The sequence below is a fragment of the Pseudomonas oryzihabitans genome (genome assembly GCF_024652905.1).
Classification (GTDB): Bacteria; Pseudomonadota; Gammaproteobacteria; order Pseudomonadales; family Pseudomonadaceae; genus Chryseomonas; species Chryseomonas benzopyrenica.
The window spans coordinates 1,278,376-1,299,045 of record NZ_CP102428.1; the positions used below are offsets into that span (position 1 = coordinate 1,278,376).

The 20,670-nt window shown below is 65.9% G+C and carries 18 protein-coding genes and 2 pseudogenes; 15 read left to right on the top strand and 5 right to left on the bottom strand.

The window, feature by feature from the left end; genetic code table 11:
* Window positions 1-72: 72 nt before the first annotated feature.
* Genes cobW through NRG74_RS05955 form a run of 4 tightly spaced genes read left to right on the top strand, consistent with a single transcriptional unit; the run spans window position 73 to window position 6,585 of the window.
* Window positions 73-1,125, top strand: coding sequence for a cobalamin biosynthesis protein CobW (gene cobW, locus NRG74_RS05940; protein ID WP_093251343.1), 1,053 nt, complete (start codon window positions 73-75; stop codon window positions 1,123-1,125).
* Window positions 1,126-1,131: 6 nt separating this feature from the next.
* The gene (gene cobN / locus NRG74_RS05945) at window positions 1,132-4,881 is read left to right on the top strand and encodes a cobaltochelatase subunit CobN (RefSeq protein ID WP_257706004.1); all 3,750 of its coding nucleotides are present in this window, start codon (window positions 1,132-1,134) and stop codon (window positions 4,879-4,881) included.
* A gap of 1 nt (window position 4,882) precedes the next feature.
* On the top strand, window positions 4,883-5,920 hold the full coding sequence (locus NRG74_RS05950) for an ATP-binding protein (RefSeq protein ID WP_257706005.1): 1,038 nt from the start codon (window positions 4,883-4,885) through the stop codon (window positions 5,918-5,920).
* Window positions 5,921-5,940: 20 nt separating this feature from the next.
* A complete protein-coding gene (locus NRG74_RS05955; RefSeq protein WP_257706566.1) occupies window positions 5,941-6,585 on the top strand; it encodes a vWA domain-containing protein in 645 nt (214 codons plus the stop codon).
* 189 nt (window positions 6,586-6,774) lie between these two features.
* Here the strand turns inward: NRG74_RS05955 and NRG74_RS05960 are convergent, their stop codons facing one another.
* The 4 genes from NRG74_RS05960 to NRG74_RS05975 all read right to left on the bottom strand — a co-directional run bounded on the left by NRG74_RS05960 (window position 6,775) and on the right by NRG74_RS05975 (window position 10,690).
* Window positions 6,775-7,695, bottom strand: a complete 921-nt coding sequence (locus tag NRG74_RS05960; RefSeq protein WP_257706006.1) for a metal ABC transporter substrate-binding protein — start codon at window positions 7,693-7,695, stop codon at window positions 6,775-6,777.
* 11 nt (window positions 7,696-7,706) lie between these two features.
* Window positions 7,707-8,576 (bottom strand): metal ABC transporter permease, encoded by an 870-nt coding sequence (locus tag NRG74_RS05965; RefSeq protein WP_257706007.1) that lies wholly within the window; start codon window positions 8,574-8,576, stop codon window positions 7,707-7,709.
* Window positions 8,573-9,307 carry a zinc ABC transporter ATP-binding protein AztA gene (gene aztA / locus NRG74_RS05970; RefSeq protein WP_257706008.1) on the bottom strand — a complete coding sequence of 245 codons (735 nt, stop codon included), beginning with the start codon at window positions 9,305-9,307 and terminating at the stop codon, window positions 8,573-8,575. The genes NRG74_RS05965 and aztA overlap by 4 nt, the downstream gene beginning before the upstream one ends.
* 285 nt (window positions 9,308-9,592) lie before the next feature.
* The gene (locus NRG74_RS05975; protein WP_160922522.1) at window positions 9,593-10,690 is read right to left on the bottom strand and encodes a DNA topoisomerase IB; all 1,098 of its coding nucleotides are present in this window, start codon (window positions 10,688-10,690) and stop codon (window positions 9,593-9,595) included.
* An 81-nt stretch (window positions 10,691-10,771) separates the two neighbouring features.
* Here NRG74_RS05975 and NRG74_RS05980 point away from each other — a divergent pair, with 81 nt between their 5' ends.
* The 8 genes and pseudogenes from NRG74_RS05980 to NRG74_RS06010 all read left to right on the top strand — a co-directional run bounded on the left by NRG74_RS05980 (window position 10,772) and on the right by NRG74_RS06010 (window position 16,636).
* Window positions 10,772-11,029 (top strand): DUF3253 domain-containing protein, encoded by a 258-nt coding sequence (locus NRG74_RS05980; RefSeq protein ID WP_257706009.1) that lies wholly within the window; start codon window positions 10,772-10,774, stop codon window positions 11,027-11,029.
* Window positions 11,030-11,105: 76 nt separating this feature from the next.
* On the top strand, window positions 11,106-11,414 hold the full coding sequence (locus tag NRG74_RS05985) for a PepSY domain-containing protein (RefSeq protein WP_257706010.1): 309 nt from the start codon (window positions 11,106-11,108) through the stop codon (window positions 11,412-11,414).
* A gap of 20 nt (window positions 11,415-11,434) precedes the next feature.
* On the top strand, window positions 11,435-11,710 hold the full coding sequence (locus tag NRG74_RS05990; RefSeq protein ID WP_085984307.1) for a PepSY domain-containing protein: 276 nt from the start codon (window positions 11,435-11,437) through the stop codon (window positions 11,708-11,710).
* A complete protein-coding gene (locus NRG74_RS05995; RefSeq protein WP_017640509.1) occupies window positions 11,711-12,376 on the top strand; it encodes a response regulator transcription factor in 666 nt (221 codons plus the stop codon).
* Window positions 12,373-13,719 (top strand): ATP-binding protein, encoded by a 1,347-nt coding sequence (locus tag NRG74_RS06000; protein ID WP_257706011.1) that lies wholly within the window; start codon window positions 12,373-12,375, stop codon window positions 13,717-13,719. Before NRG74_RS05995 ends, NRG74_RS06000 begins: the two co-directional genes overlap by 4 nt.
* A gap of 202 nt (window positions 13,720-13,921) precedes the next feature.
* A pseudogene (locus NRG74_RS24555) lies at window positions 13,922-14,557 on the top strand (cache domain-containing protein); the annotation flags it as partial.
* A 345-nt stretch (window positions 14,558-14,902) separates the two neighbouring features.
* Window positions 14,903-15,463 (top strand): annotated as a pseudogene (locus NRG74_RS24560) (methyl-accepting chemotaxis protein); the annotation flags it as partial.
* A 123-nt stretch (window positions 15,464-15,586) separates the two neighbouring features.
* On the top strand, window positions 15,587-16,636 hold the full coding sequence (locus NRG74_RS06010; protein ID WP_017640512.1) for an AI-2E family transporter: 1,050 nt from the start codon (window positions 15,587-15,589) through the stop codon (window positions 16,634-16,636).
* A gap of 46 nt (window positions 16,637-16,682) precedes the next feature.
* Here NRG74_RS06010 and NRG74_RS06015 read toward each other — a convergent pair whose 3' ends face one another.
* Window positions 16,683-17,552, bottom strand: a complete 870-nt coding sequence (locus NRG74_RS06015; RefSeq protein WP_017640513.1) for a MurR/RpiR family transcriptional regulator — start codon at window positions 17,550-17,552, stop codon at window positions 16,683-16,685.
* Window positions 17,553-17,716: 164 nt separating this feature from the next.
* Between NRG74_RS06015 and zwf the strand changes: the two genes are divergently transcribed.
* Genes zwf through NRG74_RS06030 form a run of 3 tightly spaced genes read left to right on the top strand, consistent with a single transcriptional unit; the run spans window position 17,717 to window position 20,542 of the window.
* Window positions 17,717-19,186, top strand: a complete 1,470-nt coding sequence (zwf, locus tag NRG74_RS06020; protein WP_026083779.1) for a glucose-6-phosphate dehydrogenase — start codon at window positions 17,717-17,719, stop codon at window positions 19,184-19,186.
* On the top strand, window positions 19,173-19,883 hold the full coding sequence (pgl, locus tag NRG74_RS06025; RefSeq protein ID WP_017640515.1) for a 6-phosphogluconolactonase: 711 nt from the start codon (window positions 19,173-19,175) through the stop codon (window positions 19,881-19,883). The genes zwf and pgl overlap by 14 nt, the downstream gene beginning before the upstream one ends.
* A 20-nt stretch (window positions 19,884-19,903) precedes the next feature.
* Entirely contained in the window at window positions 19,904-20,542 is a 639-nt protein-coding gene (locus NRG74_RS06030) for a bifunctional 4-hydroxy-2-oxoglutarate aldolase/2-dehydro-3-deoxy-phosphogluconate aldolase (protein WP_044342103.1), read from the top strand.
* The last annotated feature ends 128 nt before the right edge of the window (window positions 20,543-20,670 follow it).

Sequence of the window (20,670 nt, forward strand, 5' to 3'; positions counted from 1 at the left end):
CAGGGCCTTGCCGCTGCGCGAGCGCCTGGCATGCCTGCCCGTCTTTTTTCGCTTTCTTTCTAAGGGCAGCCCATGAAAACCCTGGCCAAGACTCCCGTCACCATCGTTACCGGCTTCCTAGGTTCCGGCAAGACCACCCTGTTGCGGCACATGCTCGACCATGCCGAAGGCCGCCGCATCGCGGTGATCGTCAACGAATTCGGCGAGCTGGGCATCGATGGCGAGATCCTCCGCCAGTGCAGCATCGGCTGTACCGAAGAAGAGGCCCAGGGGCGCGTCTTCGAATTGGCCAATGGCTGCCTGTGCTGCACCGTGCAGGAAGAGTTCTTTCCGGTGATGAAGGAGCTGGTGGCGCGTCGCGGCGACATCGACCACATCCTCATCGAGACCAGTGGCCTGGCGCTGCCCAAGCCCCTGGTGCAGGCCTTCCAGTGGCCGGAGATTCGCAACGCCTGCACCGTGGACGCCGTGATCACCGTGGTCGACAGTCCCGCGGTGGCGGCCGGCACCTTCGCCGCTCATCCCGAGCAGGTGGATGCCCAGCGCCGCCAGGACCCCAACCTGGACCATGAGTCGCCGCTGCACGAGTTGTTCGAAGATCAACTGGCCAGTGCCGACCTGGTGATCCTCAACAAGGCCGATGGCCTGGACGCCGAGGCCCTGGCCCGGGTCCGCGCCGAGGTGAGCGAAGAGTTGCCGCCCGCGGTCAAGGTGGTGGAAGCCAGTCGTGGCGTGCTGCCCCTGTCGGTGCTGCTGGGCTTGCAAGCCGAATCCGAGGCCCATATCGACAGCCGTCCGACCCACCATGACCTCGAAGGTCATGAAGACCATGACCACGATGAATTCGACTCCTTTGGCGTAGACCTGCCCGAGGTGGCGGAAGCGACCCTGCTGGCGGCGCTGACCGAGGTGGTCAAGAGCCATGGCGTGCTGCGGGTGAAGGGCTTCGCGGCCATTGCCGGCAAGCCGCTGCGACTGCTGGTGCAGGGGGTCGGTACCCGCTTCGACAAGCATTTCGACCGTGCCTGGAAGACCGGCGAGACCCGCAGCACCCAGTTGGTGCTGATCGGCCAGGAGCTGGACCAAGCGGCGATCACCGCCCAGTTGCGCGCCGCGGTCGCCTGACGCCAGATGCATCTGCTGCGTACCCAGCCGGGCGGCTTCGTCCCGGACGACGGCATCGCCCATCTGGCGCAGACGCCGGGTGAGATCGTCGTGCTCTGCAGTGGCGATTCGCATCTGGCGCTGCTGGCCGAGGCGACTCGTACCCTGGATGCCGGCTATCCCAGCCTGCGCCTGGCCAATCCCATGCAGCTGCAGAACCACGCCTCGGTGGACCTCTACGTCGAGGAGGTGGTGAGCCAGGCGCGAGTGGTGTTCATCTCCCTGCATGGCGGCCAGGGCTACTGGCGCTATGGCATGGAACGCCTCGCCGAGCTGGCCGCGCGGGGGCTGACCCTGATCGCAGTGCCCGGCTGCGATCGCCCTGACCCTGAGCTGATGGCTCTGGGCACCGTGGCACCGGACCTGGCCGAACTGCTGTGGCGCTACCTGCGTCAAGGCGGCCTGGGCAATGCCCGGGATTTCCTGCACTGCCTGGCCGCCGAATGCCTGGATGCCCGATACCTTTACGAGCCACCGCGGGAGTTGCCGCGGGTGGCGGTCTATCAGCCTGAAGGCCTGGGGCTGGCCGGCTGGCGCCCAAGCTGGCGACAGGACTGGCCCACGGCGGCGCTGCTGTTCTACCGCACCCATCTGCAGTCGGCCAATACCGCCTTCATCGACGCTTTCTGCGCGCAACTCGAGGCCCAGGGGCTGAATCCGCTGCCCATCGCCGTGGCCAGCCTCAAGGAGGCGGCCTGCCTGACGGAAGTCGAGCGGCTGCTGGACGAGACCGACACCGCGCTGATTCTCAATACCACCGGCTTCGCCCAGTCCAGTCCGGAGCGGCCGAATCTCACGCCGTTCCGCCGACCGGTGCCGGTACTCCAGGCCATCTGCGCCCAGGACAATCGCGAACGCTGGCAGGAGAACCCCCAGGGTCTGGGGGCCCGCGACCTGGCCATGCACATCGCCCTGCCGGAACTGGATGGGCGCATCATCACCCGGCCGATCAGCTTCAAGGGCCTGGCCTGGCGCTGCGAGCGCAGTCAAAGCGACGTGGTCAACTACCAGGCCGATGGCGAGCGCATGGCCTTCGTCGCGCGGCTGGCGCGCAGCTGGATCGAGCTGGCGCGGCGTCCGGCGGCGGACAAGCGCATCGCCCTGATCCTGGCCAACTATCCGACCCGCGATGGCCGTATCGGCAACGGCGTTGGCCTGGATACCCCGGCAGCGGCACTCAAGGTGCTTCAGGCCCTGCAGACGGCCGGTTATCCAGTGGCCAATCTGCCCGAGAGTGGTACCGCCCTGATCGAGCGCCTGCTTGGTGGAGTGACCAACGACAGCGCCCTGCGGGATCTGCGCCCGGCCCTGCAGAGCCTGGCGCTGGATGACTACCAGGCGCTGTTCGCCCGCCTGCCGCTGAGTTTGCAGCAGGCGGTGACGGAACGTTGGGGGGCGCCCGAGGCCGATCCCATGCATCGGCGCGGTCGGCTCATGGTAGCCGGGGTGCGCTTTGGCCTGACCTTCGTCGGTATCCAGCCGGCGCGCGGCTATGACGTCGATCCGGCGGCGGTCTACCACGATCCCTCGCTGGTGCCGCCCCATGGCTACCTGGCCTTCTATTTCTGGCTGCGCGAGGCCTATGGCGCCCAGGCGGTGGTGCATCTGGGCAAGCACGGCAATCTGGAGTGGCTGCCGGGCAAGGGCGTGGGCCTGTCCCAGGAATGCTGGCCGGATGCCATTCTCGGACCGCTGCCCAACGTCTATCCCTTCATCGTCAACGACCCGGGGGAGGGTGCCCAGGCCAAGCGGCGCACCCAGGCGGTGATCATCGACCACCTGATGCCACCGCTGACCCGCGCCGAAAGCTACGGGCCGCTGCGCGACCTGGAGCGCCTGGCCGACGAATACTATGACGCCAGCCTGCTGGACCTGCGACGCGCCACCGAATTGCGCGGCGAGATCCTGCAGCTGGTCCGCGAAACCGCCCTGGATCGCGAGCTGGGGCTGGTGATCACCGACGATCCGGACAGCTGGCTACCGCAGCTGGACGCCTACCTGTGCGACCTCAAGGAGTCCCAGATCCGCGACGGCCTGCATGTGTTTGGTGAATCCCCGACCGGCGAGCTGCGTCGCGATACCCTGGTGGCCCTGCTGCGCATTCCCCGGGGCGATGCCCAGGGCGCCAATGCCAGCCTGCTGCGAGTGCTGGCCAAGGACCTGCAGCTGGGGTTCGATCCCCTGGCCGCCGACCTCGGCGAGTCCTGGCAGGGGCCGCGTCCGGCGTGCCTGGAGGGGCTGTCGAGCGAACCCTGGCGCACCCTGGGCGATACCCGGGAGCGGCTGGAGCTCCTGGCCCTGGCCCTGGTTGCCGCGACCGTCGATGCCGAGCCGCTGCCGTTGGCGCTGGACGAATTGCCTGCCACCCGCCCGGTGCTGGAACACCTGGTCGGCCAGGTCGCGCCGGCCCTGGACAGCTGCGGTCCCGCTGAAATCGGCGGCCTGCTGAGGGCACTGGAGGGGCGTTTCGTTCCCGCCGGCCCCAGCGGCGCGCCCAGTCGCGGGCGGCTGGACGTGCTGCCCACCGGGCGTAACTTCTTTTCCGTGGATGTGCGTAATCTGCCGAGCATGACCGCCTGGCGCCTCGGCTGGCAGTCGGCCAATCTGTTGCTGGAGCGCCATCTGCAGGAGGAGGGCGATCACCTGCGCCAACTGGGCCTCTCGGTCTGGGGCACCGCGACCATGAGAACCGGCGGCGACGACATCGCCCAGGCCATGGCGCTGCTGGGCGTGCGTCCGGTTTGGCAGACCGGCAGCGCTCGGGTGGAAGACTTCGAGATCCTGCCGCTGTCGCTGCTGGATCGACCGCGGGTGGATGTCACCCTGCGCATCTCCGGTTTCTTCCGCGACGCCTTCGGCGGTCTGGTACGGCTGTTCGATGCCGCGGTCCAGGCAGTCGCCGCGCTGGACGAGCCGGACGATCTCAACCCCCTGGCCGCCCAGGTGCGCCGCGAGCGCGCGGCCCTGGAAGCGGCCGGTACCGAGGCCGATCTGGCACGGCGTCAGGCCGGCTGGCGCATCTTCGGCGCCCAGCCCGGAGCCTATGGCGCCGGTGTCCAGGGTGCGGTGGAAGAGCGCCAGTGGCAGGAGCGCGGCGAGCTGGCCACGGCCTATCTCAATTGGGGCGGCTACGCCTATGGCGCCGAGGATGACGGCACCGCCGCCCGTGACGACTTCTCGCGCCGCCTGGGTCGCCTGCAAGCGGTGCTGCAGAACCAGGACAACCGCGAGCACGACCTGCTCGATTCCAACGACTACTACCAGTTCCAGGGCGGCATGCTGGCCGCTGCCGAGACCCTGAGCGGCCAGCGTCGCGCCAGTTACTTCGGCGACCACGCCCAGGCCGATCTGCCCAGGATCCGTACCCTCAAGGAAGAGCTGGGGCGGGTAGTGCGCTCCCGGGCGGCCAATCCCAAGTGGATCGCCGGCATGAAGCGCCACGGCTACAAGGGCGCCTTCGAGATGGCCGCTACCGTGGACTATCTGTTCGGCTTCGGCGCCACCACCGAGCTGGTGGAGGATCACCAGTACCGGCAACTGGCCGATGCCTACTTGCTCGACGCCGATACCCGCGACTTCGTCGAACGCCACAACCCCGAGGCCCTGCGCGACATGACCGAGCGCCTGCTGGAAGCCCAGCAACGTGGCCTCTGGCAGGAACCAGGCGACTACCGCGACGCCCTCGAACAGCTATTGATGGATATGGATGAAGCCTGAGATGACCGCCCCCGTCTTTCCCCTGGCCGCCGTGGTCGGCGCCGAGCCCCTGAAGCTGTCGCTGTGCCTCAACGCCATCGATCCCCGCATCGGCGGCGTACTGATCGAGGGGCCGCGCGGCATGGCCAAGTCCACCTTGGCTCGCGGGCTGGCGGACCTGCTCGGTGGCGGTCCTTTCATCACCTTGCCGCTGGGCGCCAGTGAGGAGCGCATCGTCGGCACCCTGGATCTGGACGCTGCGCTGGGCGAGGGCCGGGCGCGCTTCGCGCCGGGTGTCCTGGCGGCGGCGGATGGGGGCGTGCTCTATGTCGACGAGGTCAATCTACTGCCGGATCACCTGGTCGACCTGCTGCTGGACGTGGCCGCCAGCGGTGTCAACCGGGTGGAGCGGGACGGCATCTCCCATGAGCACGCCGCCCGTTTCCTGTTGGTGGGCACCATGAATCCGGAGGAGGGCGAGTTGCGCCCCCAGTTGCTGGATCGCTTCGGCTTCGCCCTGGCGCTGGACAGCCGGCCGGCACCTCTTGAGCGGGCCGAGATCCTGCGTCGACGCCTGGCCTTCGACAGCGATCCCGCGGCCTTTGTCGCTCGATGGGCATCTGATCAGGCGCAGTTGCGCGAGCGTTGCGCCCAGGCCCGTGCACGCCTTGCCAGCATTCCCCTGGATGAGGCGGCCCTTGAGGCCATCACCACGGCTTGCCACCAGGCCGGCGTCGATGGCCTGCGCGCCGACCTGGTCTGGCTGCGCGCCGCCCGGGCCCATGCCGCCTGGCGCGATGCCGCGCTGATCGAGCACGCGGATATCATCGCCGTCGCCGATTTCGCCCTGCGCCATCGGCGGCGGGACATAGCGGATCCAACTTCATTAATACCACCCCTACAAGACAAATTACCTTCTGACACTTCAGAGCGAGGGACGCGTGATCAACAGGGGCAGGGTGACGCCGAGCCCTCAGGCGACGACGGCTGGGGCGCCCTGGCAGCGGAGCCCGTGGCTACGGGCCCCAGACGCCGGTTAGGCGAGGCAAAAAAGCCCTAGGCATCCGATCGTCCCATGCCCTGGATCGCGATGCCCGAAGCGGGGCGGGCAAGGCCACTGGTGGTCGCCACGGCGCTCGTTCGTCGGGCACGGCAGGTGCCATCGCCTGGGTGCCGACCCTGCTCCGCGGTCGTCCGCGGCGCGCCGGTGATCTCCTGCGCCAGCCGCGCAGTCGACGTCCGGCCCAGCTCTGGTTGGTGGTCCTCGATCATTCCGCCTCCACCCGCCGCCACGGTGCCCTGACCCAGGCCAAGGGCCTGCTGGCCGACTGGTTCGAGCAGGCCTACCGCCAGCGGGTCAGCGTCGCAGTGCTGCAGACCGCAGGGGAGCGACCCGAGTGGTCCTTCCAGGGGCAACGTAGCGGTCAGGCGTTGCAGGCCTGGCTGGAGCAGCTAGGCGCAGGGGGCGGTACGCCCTTGCTGGCGGGGCTGGCGGAAGCTCATGACTGGCTGAAGACTCGGCGGCGGCAGCGTCCCGGCGAGGAATGCCGGTTGCTGCTGGTCACCGACGGACGCCTGCGTGAGCTGGAGGGGCTGGCCATACCGGACTGCCCCATCCGGGTGCTGGATATCGAACTGGGGCCGCTGCGCCTGGGACGGGCAGCGGAGCTGGCCCGGCGCTTGGGTGCGGAATACCGGCACCTGGAAGATGTGCCGGTGGTTTAGGTGACCAGTCTCGCGTCGAAGCCGAACGCGAAGGTGCTCAACCCTCGCGTTGTTGGGCTTCGCGCCGCTCAACCCAACCTACCGGTCCGGCGTAGGTTGGGTTGAGACGGCTCCACTGTCGAAGCCCAACGTGAGGGGACTTGTTGAGTTTCGCTACGCTCAACCCAACCTACCGAAAGACCCCGGGCCTCAATGCCCGCCCTTCATCGCCTTGACCAGGGTATCCACGTTGTAGCGGAACATGGCTGCGTAGGTGGACGCCGGGCCATCAGCGGGTGACAGGGCCTCCACATAGAGCTCGCCGCCCGGCTGGGCACCGCTGGCCTTGGCGATCTGCTGCACTAGGCGCGGGTCATTGGAATTCTCGAAGAAGTAGGCGGCGACGTGCTCCTGCTTGATCTGGCGGATCAGCTTGGCAACGTCCTGGGCGGAGGCCTCGGCCTCGGTCGACAGGCCCAACGGCGAAATGAAGGTCACGCCATAGGCATCGGCGAAGTAGCCGAAGGCGTCATGGGAGGTCAGCACCTTGCGCTGCGCCTTAGGCACCTGGCCGATCTGCTCGCGGGCATAGCGATCCAGGGCCTCCAGTTCGGCGATGTAGCGATCACCGTTGGCCTTGAAGGTGGCGGCAGCCGCCGGATCCACCTCGGACAGCGCCTTCACCACGTTGCGGGTGTAGACGACCACATTGAGCGGGTTGTTCCAGACATGGGGGTCGATACCGCCATGGTCGTGATCATGGTCAGCATGGCCGTGTTCATCTTCGTCTTCCGCCATTTCGCGGGTCTTGATCCCTTCGCTAAGCACCACTGGCGGACGTGCCTGGCCGGAAGCCTTGATCAGGCGATCCATCCAGCCTTCCAGGTGCAGGCCGCTCATGAAGACCACATCGGCCTGTTTCAGCGCCTGGGCATCCGTGGGCGTCGGTTCGTAGGCATGGGGATCGCCATTGGGACCGACCAGGGAGGTGACCTGGACCTGGTCGCCGCCGACCTGTTTGACCACGTCGGCGATCACGGTAAAGGTGGCGACGGCCTTGACCGGTGCGGCCTGTACCTGGCCGGCGGCGGCGAGCAGCAGGGCAGCGCCCAGGGAAAACAGGGATTTCATGGTGACTCCTTTCAATGGGTGAGATGAGGGCGGGGACGCAGCCGTCGATAGAGCCCCAGACGGCCGAACAGCAGGGATAGGAGGTAGCAGCCACCGGCGGTGAGCACGATGGCGGGGCCGGAGGCGCAGCCGAGGTGGTAGGACAGCACCAGGCCGACCAGCCCGCTGAGACTGGCGATCAGACTGGCCACCGCCATCAGGCCGGGCAGGCTGTTGGCCCAGAAGCGCGCGGCGGTGGCCGGCAGCATCATCAGGCCCACTGCCATCAGGGTGCCCAGGGCCTGGAAGCCGGCGACCAAGTTGAGCACCACCAGCAGCAGGAACAGCAGGTGATAGAGCGAGCCACGACCACCCACGGCGCGCAGGAAGCCCGGGTCGAAGCATTCCAGGGCCAGTGGCCGGTAGATCACCGCCAGCACCACCAGCGACAGGGTGGCGATGCCGGCGACCAGGTAGAGCGCCGTGGCGTCGATGGCCAGGATGGTGCCGAACAGCACGTGCAGCAAATCCACGCTGGAGCCGTTCAGCGATACGATCAGCACCCCGGCAGCCAGGGAAATCAGGTAGAAGCTGGCGAAACTGGCGTCTTCGCGTTGGCTGGTGAAGCGGCTGACCAGACCTGCGAGTCCGGCCACCAGCAGTCCGGCGAGCATGCCGCCGATGCCCATGGCTGGCAGCGACAGCCCGGCGACCATGAAGCCCAGCGCCGCACCCGGCAGCACGGCGTGACTCATGGCATCGCCCACCAGGCTCATGCGCCTGAGCATCAGCAGAACGCCCACCGGACCGGCGCCCAGCGCCAGGGCCAGGCAGGCCACCAGGGCGCGGCGCATGAAGCCGAATTCGACGAAGGGTTCGAAGAGAAGCTGATAGAGGGTCATGCGCGTTCACAGACCCCCGCATGGGCGTCCCAGTGTTCGGCGAGATTGCGGGCGCGGGCCAGATTCTCGGTGATCAGCACCTGGTCGGTATGGCCCCAGGCGATGGCTTCCCGGGCCAGCAGCAGGGTCTCGGGAAAGTGCTGACGGACCTGCTCCAGGTCGTGCAGCACGGCGATCACGGTACGGCCCTGGCCATGCCAGCGCCTGACGATGGTCAGCAGATCCGCGGTGGTGCGGGCATCGATGGCAGTGAAGGGCTCGTCCAGCAGCAGCACGGGCGCGTCCTGCAGCAGCAAGCGCGCGAACAGCACCCGCTGGAACTGGCCAGAAGACAGGGCGCCGACCAGGCGATCCTCCAGGCCTTCGAGGCCTACGGCATGCAACGCCTCTGTTGCTTCCTTCCGGTGTGCAGCGGTGACGCCGCGCCAGAGGCCCAAACCACACCAAGCGCCCAGCACCACAGTTTCCAGCACGCTGAGTGGAAAGCTGCGATCGATCTCCGCGGCCTGGGGCAGATAGCCCAGACGGCGTTGCGGCACTGCGCGGTTGACCCGGCCGCTGATCGGTCGCAGGGTGCCGGCGATGGCCTTGAGCAGGGTGGACTTGCCCGCCCCATTGGGACCGACGATGGCGGTCAGACTGCCGGTCCGAAAGCACCCGCTGAGATGATGAATGGCTGGATGCCGCTGATAGGCCAGCGTCAAGTCCTGGAGTTCGATGGCAGCGCTCATGGCAGGGCGACCGCCCAGCTCACGGCCAGCCACAGAGCGACCAGAGGAATGCAGGCGAGCGACAGACGAGCGGGTACGGAGAGCAGCAGCAGGGAAGGGCGCGGGGATGCCATGATCGAGCCTTGGATAACGAAGCAAAAGTTATAACATAACAAACGCTGCTTCGTCATCAGCTCGCCAGGGCCACTCCTGCAGCGAGGCAGCTGAGCGTCAGGACCGCTGGAGCGACGCTACCAACGATGGCGCACCGCGATAACCAGAGGCGGAGCGAACCGCTTCTTTCCGTCAAGCCGCCTGGGTTTCTGCCATCCGCTGTTCCAGCCGCTGCAGGAAGTTGAGCAGCAGGACCTCCTCCTCCTTCAACCCCTTGCGCTTGCGCGGTTTGGGCAGGGTGCAGAGGTCACCGGCCAGAAAGGCATCCAGCACGCCTGGGTGGATATAGCACTTGCGGCATACTGCCGGGGTATTGCCCAGGGTGCGGGACACCGCCTTGACCATGTCCACCAGCTCTTTCTTGGCGTCGGTCTGGGTTTCACAACGCAACTCGCGTAGGGCTTCCAAGGCGAGGGCGCTGCCGGCCCAGGTGCGATAGTCCTTGGCGGTGAAATCCGCACCGGTCAGCTCGTGCAGGTAGGCGTTGACGTCGGATGAGGTCACGGTATGGCGTTCGCCATCGCCATCCACGTACTGGAAGAGGTGCTGGCCAGGCAACTCCAGACACTTCTTCACGGTGCGTGCCAGCCGCGGATCGCTGACCTTGATGTCATGCTCCACACCGCTCTTGCCACGGAAGTGGAAGGCGATGGTATTACCGTGCACCTCGGCATGCCGGTTGCGCAGGGTGGTGAGCCCATAGGACTTGTTGCTCTTGGCGTACTGGGCATTGCCCACCCGGATCAGGGTGGCATCGAGCAGGCTGATGACCGTGGCCATGACCTTCTCACGGCACAGGCCGCGCCGAGCGAGATCCTCTTCCACCCGTTGCCGCAGCTTGGGCAAGGCCTGCCCGAAGGCCAGCATCCGCTCATACTTGTCGGTATCGCGGATCTCGCGCCAGCGCGGATGGTAGCGATATTGCTTGCGCCCGCGGGCATCGCGTCCAGTGGCCTGCAGGTGGCCATTGGCGTCCGAGCAGATCCAGACATCGGTATAGGCCGGTGGAATGGCCAGCTTGTTGATGCGTTCGATTTCCGCCTGATCGCGGATGCGTTCGCCCTCGGGCGTGAAGTAGGCCCACTTGCCACGCAGCTTGCGGCGGCTCAGGCCGGCCTGATTGTCATCGACGTAGTTGAGATCGGGCGGCAGGGGGGTACAGAGGGCGGTTCCGGTGTCGTCACGCTCATCGGCGGGGATGGGCAAGTCGGTCTGGGCGAGGCGTTGCATTACTTTCGAGCGAGAGGTCATGACTGCACCGACGTTTTCCTGGTCGAAACGGTGGACTCCAGGAAAAGGGACCAGGTTCTCATGACCGCACCCAAGCCGACCGACGTACAGCTGCGCGACGCCCTGCTGGGCAAGGCCCAGGCATGCCGTCCGGGCACGACCTTTTGCCCCTCGGAAGTGGCACGAAGTCTGGCCGCGGACTGGCGACCGCTGATGGAGCCCTTACGCGACACGGCACGGGAACTGGCTCGCGAAGGTCGACTGCGGGTGACGCAAAAGGGCGAATCCCTGGACCTGGAAGTGCCCTGGCGCGGTCCGATCCGATTAAGCTTGGCTTAAGCGGCGTTTAAGTTTCGATTAATGGCGGATCGCTACTCTGGACCCAGATCGAACAGCAACCAGAGAGAGAATCCTCATGAAAAAGCTCACCGCCCTCGCGACCGCCGCCCTCCTGATCACCGGTGTGGGCGTCGCCCAAGCCCGCGACCTCGGTCCCGACGAAGCCCTCAAGCTGCGTGACAGCGGCAAGATCAAGAGCTTCGAGGTGCTCAACCAGGCCGCCATCGCCAAGCACCCGGGCTCGACCACCCACGAGACCGAACTGGAAGAAGAATATGGCCGCTACATCTACCAACTGGAACTGCGTGACCCCAAAGGTGTGAAATGGGATCTGGAACTCGACGCCACCACTGGCGAAGTCCTGAAAAATCAGCGCGACGACTGACCGTCGTCCTTGCCGGGCTGATCCTGCTCGGCGGCGTCTCTCCCCTGATTCAGGCCCGCGACCTGGATCAGGACGAGGCCCTCAGGCTGCGCAAGGAGGGGGTGATCCGGCCCCTGGAGACCCTGCTGCAGCGGGTCAACGAACGCTACCCCCAGGCCCGGCTGCTGGAAGCCGAGTTGGAAGAAGAAGACGGCCAGTATCGCTACGAGATCGAGATCCTCGTTGGCGATGTGGTCCGTGAACTGGAAATCGGCGCGATGGATGGCGCCATCCTGAAGGACGAGGTGGACGACTAGATGCGCCTGCTGCTGGTGGAAGACGATGTGGCCCTGGCCGACGAGATCGCGGCGTTCCTCTCGCGCCAGGGTTACGCCGTCGACTGGTTGGCCGATGGCCGCGACGCCGCCTGGCAGGGTGCTCAGGAGCCCTATGACCTTATCGTTCTCGACCTGGGCCTGCCAGGTCGGCCAGGCCTCGAGGTGCTCGGAGAGTGGCGCGCCGCCGCGCTGGCGACGCCAGTGCTGATCCTGACGGCGCGCGACAGTTGGGCCGAACGCATCGATGGCCTCAAGGCGGGCGCCGATGACTACCTCACCAAGCCGTTTCACCCCGAAGAGCTGGGCCTGCGGATCGCCGCGCTGCTGCGGCGAGTGCGTGGCGTCGCCAATCAGCCACTGCTGCAAGCCGGGGGATTGGCGCTGGACGAGGCGCGCCAGTGCGTGGTCCGTGGCGGCGAGACCATCGCCCTCAGCGCGGCGGAATTTCGCCTGCTTCGCTGTTTTCTGCTGCATCCCGGCCAGATCCTGTCCAAGACGCGACTCAACGATCACCTGTATGACGGCGAGAGCGAGCGGGATTCCAATGTCATCGAGGTGCACGTCAATCACCTGAGGCGCAAGCTGGGGCGGGACGTCATCGAGACCCGTCGCGGTCAGGGCTATCGCCTGGGCGGTGTCGATTGAGATCCATCCAGACCCACCTCAGGGTCGGGCTGGTGGCCATCCTGCTGGTGGCCGGTCTGGTGCTGGTACTCGGCGGCGCCTGGCTGGTGGATCATGCCCTGCGCCGCTATCTGGAAACCGGGCTACGCGGCGAGACGGAAAATCTGCTCGCTGCCCTGGTACGCGGCCCCCATGGCCTGCAATTGGACGAGGGACGCCTGGGCAGCCTCTATACCCGGCCGCTGTCGGGCCGCTATTTCCTGATCGAGATCCCGGCGCTGGATATCCGCTGGCGCTCGCGCTCGCTATGGGATGCGCAACTGGAAGCGCCGCCCGGCAATGGCTTGAGCGATACCCTGGCGGACGGTCCCAGTGGCCAGCGCCTGCTCACCTACCGCGCTGATTACCAGCGCTATGGCAAGACGGTGCAGGTCACGGTCGCCGACGACTACAACCCCTTGCTGGCCAACCTGAAGCGTATCCTCGCCTTCGGCGCCCTGTTGGGGCTGGCGACCCTGCTGGTGGTCCTGCTGCTGCAGCGGCTGATCGTGCGTCGGGCGTTGCGCCCACTGGAGCAGGTGCGCGAGCAGATCGCCCAGCTGCATCAGGGCCGCCGCTCGACGCTGGACGCCAGCGTGCCCACCGAACTCGCGCCGCTGGTGGCGGAAATGAATGCGCTGTTGCGCCATACCGAAGAAGGCCTCAAGCGTGCACGGCATGGCATCGGCAATCTGGGTCATGCGCTCAAGACGCCCTTGGCGGTCCTCACCAGCCTGGCCGAGCGGCCGGAATTGCAGGGGTTGCCGGAGCAGCGCGACAGCTTGCGCGAACAGTTGGCGCGCATTCGCGAACGGCTGGAGCGAGAGCTACGTCGTGCCCGACTGGCCGGCGAGGCCTTGCCGGGCGCTCATCTGGACGTCGCCGAGCTGCGCGAGCTCTGCGTGCTGCTCAATCGGCTGCATGGCGAGCACCTGAGTTTCGACTGCCAACTGCCCACAGGGCTTCGGCTGCCCTGGGACCGTGAAGACCTGCTGGAGCTGTTCGGCAATCTGCTGGACAACGCCGGCAAGTGGGCGGATCGGCAGGTCCGGCTGGAGGTGGCGCAGGATGAGGAGGGCTATCTGATCCGGGTCGAAGACGATGGACCCGGTGTGCCGGAAGCGGAGCGCGAGGCCATTCTGGACCGGGGCTCCCGTCTGGACGAGGCGGTGGCGGGGCATGGGTTGGGCCTGGGGATTGCTCGGGACATCGTCGACAGCTGCGGCGGAACCCTGGCGCTGGAGGTCGCGGCGCTGGGCGGTCTCGCCGTGGTGATCCGTCTGCCATTGCCTGGTGCCGGCACCAGGCATTCGTCCGGGAGATGACTCTGCGGTCAAGTTTGTGGGCAAGGGGTCGATAACGCTCTGAGCTCTTGCGACCAAGGAGAACCCCGTGAGCCTGAAACTGAAAGTCACCCTGCTGGCAGTGCTGCCCGTTTGCCTCTTCACTGTCGTCCTGGGCGGCCTGTCCTATTGGGTGTTCCAGGCGCAGGCAACCAAGGATGTCGCCGATGCCCGCGAGCGGCTCATGGTGCAGAGTCGCAGCGCCTTGCAGAATACCGTCGAAACGGCCATGACCGTGGTCAAGCCGTTGTACGACAAGGCTGCTGACGGTGATACCGAGGCGCGTAAGGAGGCCATCCGCCTGCTGTCGGCCATCAGCTATGGCAAGGACGGCTATATCTTCGGCTACGACTCGAACGTCGTCCGGTTGTTCAAGGGCAACGACCCGGCCGGCATCGGCAAGAGCTTCAAGGACAACCGTGACCCGGCTGGCGTCTACCTCAACCAGGAACTGGTTCGGGTCGGCAAGGATGGCTCGCATTTCAGTCGCTACAGCTCTTCGCTGCCCGGCAACAAGGACGTGCTGGTGCCCAAACTCGCCTACACCGACTACCTGCCCAAATGGGATCTGGTGATCGGCTCGGCGGTGAATCTGGATGGTGTGGAGGCCGAGGTCGCTGCCGTGGCCCAGCAGGTCGCCAAGCGCACCCAGGACCAGCTCTGGCTGATCTTCGGCGTGGCCGGCGTGCTGCTGGTGGTGATCGGCATCGTCGCGCAGCTATTTGCCGCCCGCACCCTCAGGCCTCTGACGCAGATCCGGGAGAATCTCGACGACATCGCGGCCGGGGAGGGCGATCTGACCCGCCGCCTGCCGGTCAACGGGCGCGACGAGATCGGTGAACTCGCCGCCGCCTTCAATCGCTTCGTCGATCGCATCCAGGGCACCATCGCCCAGGTCGTCGACATCACTCACCAGTTCACCGGTCTGCTCGACGACGTCGCCCAGCAGGCCCAGCGCACCGATCGCGACATGCAGCGCCAGCGCAGCGAAACCGACCAGGTGGCCACCGCCATCAACCAGATGTCCGCGGCGGCCCAGGAAGTGGCGAGCAGTGCCCTGCAGGCCTCCGAAGCCACCCGTCAGACCGAGGAGAAAGGTCGGCTGGCCCGCGAGACGGTTGCCACCAGCGTGGCGCGCATTCACGAACTGGTCGAGGAGGTCCGCCAGAGCAGCGTGTCCCTGGATGGCCTCAAGCAGGACGTGGGCGCCATCGTCGGCGTGCTCGACGTGATTCGCGCCATTGCCGAGCAGACCAATCTGCTGGCCCTCAATGCCGCCATCGAAGCGGCCCGGGCGGGCGAGGCCGGTCGCGGTTTCGCCGTGGTCGCCGACGAGGTACGAGCCCTGGCCAGCCGGACGCAGCAGAGCACCCAGGAAATCCAGGCCATGATCGATCGCCTGCAACAGGCTACCGGCCGCGCGGTCGGGGCCATGGAACGCTCGGGCGGCATGGGCGAGGCCACTACGGCTCAGGCCGAGCAGGCCGGTAACGCACTGGTGGCGATCAGCGAGCTGATCGCCACCATCAATGCCATGAACAGCCAGATCGCCAGTGCCGCCGAAGAGCAGACGGCGGTGGCCGAAGAGGTCAATCGCAGCGTCCACACCATCGCCAGTGCCGTCGACAGCATGGCTCAGGGTGCCCAGCAAGGCGCGCGCAACACCGCCGGCATGGTCGGCCTGGGCGAGCGCCTGGACGGCCTGGTTCGTCAGTTTCGCGTATGATCCCGGGCGCGCCGGCCACGCTGGCGCGCCTCTTCGGGTCGAGTTGGGGGTGCTTATGGGAACCCCACGGCTTCCGAGGCTCTAAGCAAGGCCTGTCATCCTTGTGTGGAATCGCGAAAGCCAATGAAAAGTGCTCGGCTGGAAAACAAGACGTTCCTGATCCTGCTGGTGGTGGTCTCCCTGGCCTTCGTCTGGATCCTCACTCCCTTCCTGGGCGCGGTGTTCTGGGGCGCCATCCTCGCCATCCTGTTCGCCCCGCTGCAGCGCTGGTTTGTCCGCCGCTTCAACAACAGACGCAACCTCGGGGCGCTCTGCACCCTGTTCGTGATCCTGCTCATCGTCATCCTGCCAGTGGTGTTCATCGCCATTTCCCTGGTGCAGGAAGGCTCGCTGCTGTACCAGCAGGTCAGCAGCGGTCAGCTCAACTTCGGCCAGTACTATCAGCAGATCTGGGGCGCGTTGCCGGGTTCGGTGCGTGGCGTGCTGGAGCGCTTCGGTGCAGGTGATCTGGATGGTATCCGCCAGAAGCTCTCCGAAGGTGCCATGCAGGGCAGCCAGTTCGTCGCGACCCAGGCCTTCAGCTTTGGTCAGGGCACCTTCCAGTTCCTGATCGGCTTCGGCGTGATGCTCTATCTGCTGTTCTTCCTGCTGCGCGACGGTTCGCAGCTGGTGGCGCTGATCCGCAAGGCCATTCCGCTGAGCGACATGCACAAGCGCAGCCTGATGGCCAAGTTCACCGCCGTGGTGCGCGCCACGGTCAAGGGCAACATCATCGTTGCCGTGGTGCAGGGCGCCCTGGGCGGCTTCATCCTCGGCGTGCTGGGCGTCCAGGGCGCGGTACTCTGGGGCACCCTGATGGCCTTCCTGTCGCTGCTGCCCGCGGTCGGCTCGGCGCTGATCTGGGTGCCGGTGGCCATCTACTTCCTGGCCACCGGTTCAGTGATCAAAGGGGTCATCCTGATCGTCTTCGCCGTGGTGGTGATCGGTCTGGTGGACAACCTGCTGCGCCCCATCCTGGTCGGCAAGGACACCAAGATGCCCGACTACGTGGTGTTGATCTCCACCATCGGCGGCATGTCGCTGTTCGGCCTGAACGGCTTCGTCATCGGCCCGCTGATCGCCGCCCTGTTCATGTCCACTTGGGATCTGTTCAGCCACCGCGACGATATCTGACGGCCAGCGTGCTCCGGGAAACTGGAGCACGCGAGTGAGCTGTTCGCTAGCCCTGGTCGGGCTCGGAGGGATAGCGGGTCGCGACCAGGCTTTCCTTGACCTTGCGCAGGTGCGGCTGGAAATCCACGCCGCGCTTGAGCGTGACGCCGGTGGCCAGGATGTCCAGCACGGTGAGCTGGATGATCCGCGAGGTCATGGGCATGTAGATGTCGGTGTCTTCCGGCAACGGGATGTCCAGACTGTGGGTGCAGACCTTGGCCAGGGGGGTATTGCTGGCGGTGAGGCCGAGCACCGAGGCGCCGTTGTCCCGCGCCAGCTTGGCCACGTCCACCAGTTCGCGGGTGCGGCCGGTATAGGAGATGATCACGAACAGATCACCGGTCCTGGCGATGGACGCGAGCATCCGCTGCATCAGTACATCCGAATGCGCCGACACCGCCATGTTGAAGCGGAAGAACTTGTGCTGGGCGTCCAGGGCCACTGGTGCCGAGGCGCCCAGGCCGAAGAAGTGGATCTGCCGCGCCTGGATCATCAGATCTACCGCGCGATCGACCGTACGGGCGTCCAACCGCTGGCGGGCGCTGTCCAGCGAGGCGATGGTGCTGCTGAAGATCTTTTCCGCGTAGGCCTCGGATTCGTCGTTGGCTTCCACCGCCTGACTGACATAGACCGCGCCGCTGGCGATGCTCTGCGCCAGCTGGATCTTCATTTCCGGATAGCCGCTCACGCCCAGGGAGCGGCAGAAGCGGTTGACGGTGGGTTCGCTGACCTGCGCCGCCTGGGCCAGGGCCGCGATGGTGTAGCGCGTGGCCTGCCGGGGATTCTGCAGGATGACCTCGGCGACCTTGCGCTCCGCGCGGTTGAGTTCGCCGATGCGGGTCTGGATGGTTTGCAGCAGGGTGCTGGCACGATCCATGAGAACTCCTAGTGGTTGTTGTGCCTCTATCCTAAGGCTATAAAAGGTTTGGGCCGAGGTTACCCCTGCGCCGTATTTTTTAATATAAAGACTACGCGAATCGCCCCAGCTCCCCTATCATGGTGCTGGAATATCTCAAACTTTAAGTAAAAGAACGAATATTTATGGCTGGCGTCCGAGTTCTACCCTGTACCCTGGCAATCTTCGGCGCGTTGGGCGACCTGGCCCTGCGCAAACTTTTCCCTGCCCTTTATCAGCTGGATCGTGAAGGTTTGCTGCACGAGGATACCCGCATCATGGCGCTGGCGCGTGACCAGGGCGATGGGGTCAAGCAGCTGGAGCACATCGAGGAGCGCCTGCGCCACTATGTGCCCAAGGCCGATTGGGACGAAACGGTATGGACGCGGATGCGTGGTCGTCTCGGCTATCGCGCCATCGATTTCCGCAATCGCGAAGACTATACGGGACTTGCCGAGGATGTGGGTGAGACCTCGCCGTTGATCGCCTATTTCGCGACCCCAGCGCTGGTCTACAGTGCCATCTGCGAGAACCTCGCCGCCGTCGGTCTGTGCGAGCGCACCCGGGTGGTGATGGAAAAGCCCATCGGCTACGACCTGGAATCCTCCAAGGTGGTCAACGACGCCGTGGCGCGCTTCTTCCCCGAGGATCGCGTCTATCGCATCGATCACTACCTGGGCAAGGAAACCGTCCAGAACCTCATCGCCCTGCGTTTCGCCAACAGCCTGTTCGAGACCCAGTGGAACCAGAACTACATCTCCCATGTGGAGATCACCGTGGCCGAGAAGGTCGGCATCGAAGGCCGCTGGGGCTATTTCGACCAGGCCGGCCAGTTGCGCGACATGGTGCAGAATCACCTGCTGCAACTGCTTTGCCTGACCGCGATGGATCCGCCGGCGGATCTGTCGGCCGACAGCATCCGTGACGAGAAGGTCAAGGTGCTCAAGGCGCTGGAACCGATTACCGCCGACCAGCTGGCCAGCCGCGTGGTCCTCGGCCAGTACACCTCGGGCTACAGCGACGGCAAGCCGGTGCCGGGCTATCTGGAAGAGCCCAACTCCAACACCGAAAGCCGCACCGAGACCTTTGTCGCCATCCGCGCCGACATTCGCAACTGGCGCTGGTCGGGCGTGCCTTTCTATCTGCGTACCGGCAAGCGCATGCCGCAGAAGCTGTCGCAGATCGTCATCCACTTCAAAGAGCCACCGCACTATATCTTCGCCCCCGAGCAGCGCAGCCTGATCAGCAACCGCCTGATCATCCGCATCCAGCCGGACGAGGGTATTTCGCTGCAGGTGATGAGCAAGGACCAGGGTCTGCGCAAGGGCATGCAACTGCGCAGCGGTCCGCTGCAACTCAATTTTTCCGAGACCTTCAAGCATCTGCGCACCCCGGATGCCTATGAGCGGCTGCTGCTGGAAGTCATGCAGGGCAACCAGTCGCTGTTCGTCCGCAAGGACGAGATCGAAGCGGCCTGGAAATGGTGCGATCAGCTGATGGATGGCTGGTCGAAGATGGGCGACTCGCCCAAGTCCTATGCCGCCGGCAGCTGGGGTCCGCTGACCTCCATCGCACTGATCGCACGAGACGGGAGATCCTGGTATGGCGACGTCTGATCTGGGGCAGGGCGTGACCCTGCGCGAATTGCCCGACCGCGAGGCCCATGCCACGGCGTTGGCCGAGACGGTCACCACCGCGCTGCGCGAGGCTCTGGCGGCCCGTGGCGAGGCCTTGCTGATCGTTTCCGGTGGGCGCAGTCCGGTGCCCTTCCTCGAACGCCTGGCTCAGGCGGACCTGGAGTGGTCCAAGGTGCTGGTCACCCTGGCCGACGAGCGCTGGGTACCCATCGATGACCCGGACAGCAACGCCGGCCTCTTGCGCAAGCACCTCTTCCAGGGACCTGCCGCCGCGGCCGGATTCGTCGATCTCTATACCCCGGCGGCCACTGCGCAGGAGGGCATGGCCCTGACCGAAGCCCGGCTCCGCGACGCCTTGGGTACGCCTGATGTGCTGGTCCTGGGGATGGGTGACGACGCCCATACCGCCTCGCTGTTCCCCGGTAGTCCCGGTCTGGAAGAGGCCCTGGATCCGGCCAGCGAACGCCTGAGCTTCCCAGGCGTGGCACCGTCCGCGCCCCAGACCCGCATCACCCTGAGCCGCGCCTATCTGAGCCGGGCGCGGCAACAGATCCTCGCCGTCCAGGGCGCGGGCAAGCGACAGGTACTGGAAACCGCTCTGGCCGAGGGCGACGAGCTGGCCACTCCGATCAAGGCGTTCCTGCGCGAACCCCTGGTCGTCTATTGGTGCCCCTGACGAGGAGTTGAGTTTTGGACATGCAGAACAAGATCGCGACCCTAGATGCCCTGTGCGCCCGCGCGCGCATTCTGCCGGTGATCGTGATCAACGATCCGGCCGACGTGCTGCCCTTCGCCGATGCCATGGCCGCTGGTGGTCTTACGGCGCTGGAGATCACCCTGAGATCCGCCCACGGGCTGGATGCCGTACGGCTACTGCGCCAGGAGCGTCCTGAGCTGGACGTGGGGGTGGGCACCGTGCTGGACGTGCGGATGTTCGACGCCGCGGTCGAGGCTGGCGCCCAGTTCATCGTCACCCCGGGCACCACCGAGGAAATTCTCCAGGCCGGGGTAGCGGCACCTATTCCGCTGTTGCCGGGCATCGCCACGCCCTCCGAGATCATGCAGGCCTATCGCCTGGGCTATCGCCGCTTCAAGCTGTTCCCCGCCAACGTCTATGGCGGCGTGGATGCGCTTAAAGCCTTCGCTGGTCCCTTCGCCGAGCTCAAGTTCTGCCCGACCGGTGGCGTCAATCCGGGCAATGTGAAGAACTACTTCCAGCAGCCCAATCTGCTGTGCGTCGGCGGTAGCTGGATGCTGCCGGGTGACGTGGTGAAAGCCAAGGACTGGACGCGCGTCGAACAACTCTGCCGCGAGGCCCTGGCGACGCTGGATTGATACTGGGGCCATCCGTCACCCGCTGGGCTAGTGCGGTGTCTCTGAAGTTCGCGCAAGAATTGGCGAGTGATTTTTTGGCTGTGGCCAGGCGCCGGTACCAGTCATAGCAGGGCTATGGCGAGGTGTGG